The organism is uncultured Rothia sp. (genome assembly GCF_937976295.1).
Lineage (GTDB): Bacteria > Actinomycetota > Actinomycetes > Actinomycetales > Micrococcaceae > Rothia.
Genome location: NZ_CALJRY010000214.1, coordinates 1 through 3,316, shown reverse-complemented (window position 1 = coordinate 3,316; position 3,316 = coordinate 1). Strand labels below are relative to the sequence as shown.

The 3,316-nt window shown below is 60.1% G+C and carries 3 protein-coding genes; 2 read left to right on the top strand and 1 reads right to left on the bottom strand.

The window, feature by feature from the left end:
* A partial coding sequence (locus tag Q0216_RS05785) for a DUF2218 domain-containing protein (RefSeq protein WP_298593686.1) occupies positions 1–330 on the top strand: 330 nt, incomplete at its 5' end.
* 395 nt (positions 331–725) lie between these two features.
* A complete protein-coding gene (locus Q0216_RS05780; protein WP_298593684.1) occupies positions 726–2,129 on the top strand; it encodes an FAD-dependent oxidoreductase in 1,404 nt (467 codons plus the stop codon).
* Between the two features lie 352 nt (positions 2,130–2,481).
* Here the strand turns inward: Q0216_RS05780 and Q0216_RS05775 are convergent, their stop codons facing one another.
* Positions 2,482–3,063, bottom strand: a complete 582-nt coding sequence (locus tag Q0216_RS05775; RefSeq protein ID WP_298593682.1) for a hypothetical protein — start codon at positions 3,061–3,063, stop codon at positions 2,482–2,484.
* Positions 3,064–3,316 lie beyond the last annotated feature (253 nt).

The following is a 3,316-nucleotide window of genomic DNA, read 5'->3' as shown; positions in this document are numbered from 1 at the left end:
TACCCCGCCGCAGAATCCCTGCCGGTACGCCAGCGCGCCATCGTAGCAACCGACCGACCCGCCCGATACATCAAGCAGCTCGGCTCTCACATGGGCCGCAAGCTCGGCACCGCAGAACTGCCCGACGGCATCCGCCTCACCTTCAACCGCGACGGCATTTTCCGCGGCTACGGCGACCTGCGCGAAACCGAAGGCGCCCTCATTATGGAGGTGCGCGCCGAAAACGACGAGCAGGCTGCCCGCGTGGCGGATGTGCTGGACCGCCACCTGGTCCGCTTCGGTGAGCGCGACGAGCTGGTCGTAACCTTTGAGGCGGTACCCGCTTCCTAGGCTTCGTTTCGGGTTGCATGCGAAAGCTTTATAGCCCCCGGCGCGGTGAGTTTTTCTCGCCGTGCCGGGAGCTTTTAGTCTGCGGTTGAGGTGACAAAGACCCACGCAGATGCGTGTTCCACACCCTGCCCCGCCCTCCTGCACCTCGGAGGGTGGGGCAGTTTTTATGCCCGCCGCGTGTGGAGGCTCCCCGAGCTGGATGCGCCACCGCTCCCGAATGAGGTAACCCCAGCCGGATTAGGTGACAGAAAATTGTCCTATTTAGTGGGCGAAGACATATAAGCCCCCGAACACCCGTCAATCCCCGGTAAAATAGGCAGGAAGTGAACACTAAGCTCACCGCCTGTTCGCGCCGCACCGGGCGCCGGACGGTGAACTTCGAAAGGAAGATTTTCGTGTCTGAAGCAGCACGCCCCCTGCGCGTCGCCGTTATTGGTGCAGGTCCCGCCGGTATTTACACCGCCGACATCCTCACCAAGTCTGAAGAGGTCCGCACCGGCGCCGTCGAGGTCGCCATCGACATCTTCGACCGCTACCCCGCCCCCTTCGGTCTGATCCGCTACGGTGTGGCACCGGATCACCCCCGCATCAAGGGCATCATCACCGCACTGCACAAGGTCCTGGACCGCGGTGACATCCGTTTCTTCGGCAACGTCGAATACGGCAAGGACCTGACCCTCGCTGACCTGCGCGAACACTACGACGCCATCATTTTCGCAACCGGCGCGATTTTTGATGCACCCCTGAACATTGAAGGCATCGACCTGGACGGCTCCTACGGCGCAGCAGACTTCGTCTCCTGGTACGACGGCCACCCCGACTACCCCCGCACCTGGCCGCTCGAAGCTGAGCAGGTTGCAGTGCTCGGTAACGGCAACGTCGCCCTGGACGTCTCCCGCATCCTCTCCAAGCACGCTGACGACCTGCTCGTCACCGAAATCCCCGACAACGTCTACCAGGGTCTGAAGGCTTCCCCCGTGACCGACGTGCACGTCTTCGGTCGCCGCGGCCCCGCACAGATGAAGTTCACCCCGCTCGAGCTGCGCGAACTCGCACACTCCCGCGACGTGGACATCGTCCTGTACGAAGAGGACTTCCAGTTCGACGCCGCTTCCGAGGAAGCAATGGAGAAGAACGCCCAGACCAAGGTCATGATGAAGACCCTGCGCGGCTGGCTGGAAGACCAGAAGAATAACGAGCAGACCGCATCCCGCCGCCTGCATCTGCACTTCCTGCAGTCCCCGCACGAGATCCTCGGCGAAGACGGCAAGGTCGTTGGCCTGCGCATGGAGCGCAACAAGCTCGACGGCAACGGCGGCATCATCGGCACCGGCGAGTACGTGGACTACCCCGTACAGGCTGTCTACCGTGCAATCGGCTACTTCGGTTCCGAACTGCCCGAAATCGGTTACGACGACAAGCGCGGCGTCATCACCAATGTTGAGGGTCGCGTCGTGGACGAGAACGGCGAGGTCGTTCCCGGCCTGTACGCATCCGGTTGGATCAAGCGCGGCCCCGTCGGTCTGATCGGCTCCACCAAGTCTGACGCACTCGAGACCATCACCCACCTGCTCGAGGACCGCGAGAACCTCTACACCGCAACCGAGCCGGACGCAGAGGCATTCAGCGCCTACCTGGACTCCAAGGGCATCAAGTACACCACCTGGGAAGGCTGGCACCGCCTGGACGATCACGAGAAGGCACTGGGCGCAGCATCCAAGGACGCTGCCGGTGAGCCTCGCGCCCGCGTGAAGGTTGTGGACCGCGACGAGATGATCAACGTCTCCCGCGGCGAGTAATCCTTACGTCGAGTACGTAGAACATAGAAATCGACCCCGTACCGTTAGCCGGTGCGGGGTCGATTTTTGTCTATATATAAGGAGGCGGGGGAGGGGACAAGCTCGAGAAGCGCTCGCCCGAAAAGAGCGGCCGAAAGAGCGGTTAAAGAAACCCACCCCGCACCATGAGGTCATGCGGGGTGGGCTGGGTAGGTGCCGAAGACACTCGAGGACATACCCTCCGGCTACCCGGACGCGCAGCGAGCCCATGCAGTGACTCCACGTGCGGCGCATCCCTTTAACGGGGTCTAGAAAGCTAAAGAAACACCAAGATTAGCTCTCTAAACAAGCGCATAGCCGTACGGTGTGTAGACTATGCACACTTTTTGAGGACGTCTTCAATGCCCAAAATGGCCTTGAGTACGGTTTCAGTTTCGGTACCCAGCTTCTTGCGGACTTCACCAGAAATGACGGCCTTCACGATGTTCTTGAAGGTCTGCCACTGCTTGAAGGCGTTCACGAGTGCCTTAATAAGCTTGTAAATGGCGATACCCAGCTGGATGACAAACTTTGCAATACTGACAACGCAGGCGATAACACCAACGGGGGAGAGCGCTGCGTGGGCGCGTCCATCAGACTTGTGGACGGCGGCCTTAGCGCTTGCAATCTGACGGCCTGCGTCAGTGCCCTGGACGGTGGTCAGGTTGCCCAGTGCGCTCTCAATGCCGCTATTAACGCGGTTGGAGGATCCAGGCTTCGCATACTTCAAACGGGCAGGTACCTGCTCCAGGCGGCGCAGAATCAGCTTGAGCTGCTGGTCGGCAGTCATTGCCTTCTGCGGATGCGCCATCTGCTGTGCCTGTGCTGCGGGTGCAGCTGCACAGCCGAGAGCGATGGTCGCGGTGCCTACGCCAAGCGCACGGAATGCCGTGCGACGGTTCATCGTTGCGGACACTGGATCCTCCTTTGGATCTCTATGCGGTTTATCGGTGCTGTAATGTGCGGTGACTTTACGTCTGGGGCTCCGGAAGTGGCCCCGTGCAAGGTCCGGAAGTGACCTCACGCCCTCTATAGTACGGTGGTCAAAGAGGGGGCTTCAAGCCATTTCAGGAGGTATTTTCAGCTGGCTTTCATCTCTCCTTGTCAATCGCTAGAGGTTTATCAAATCTTTATATTTCTGTGTTGTCATAATTCTGTATTTACTTGCA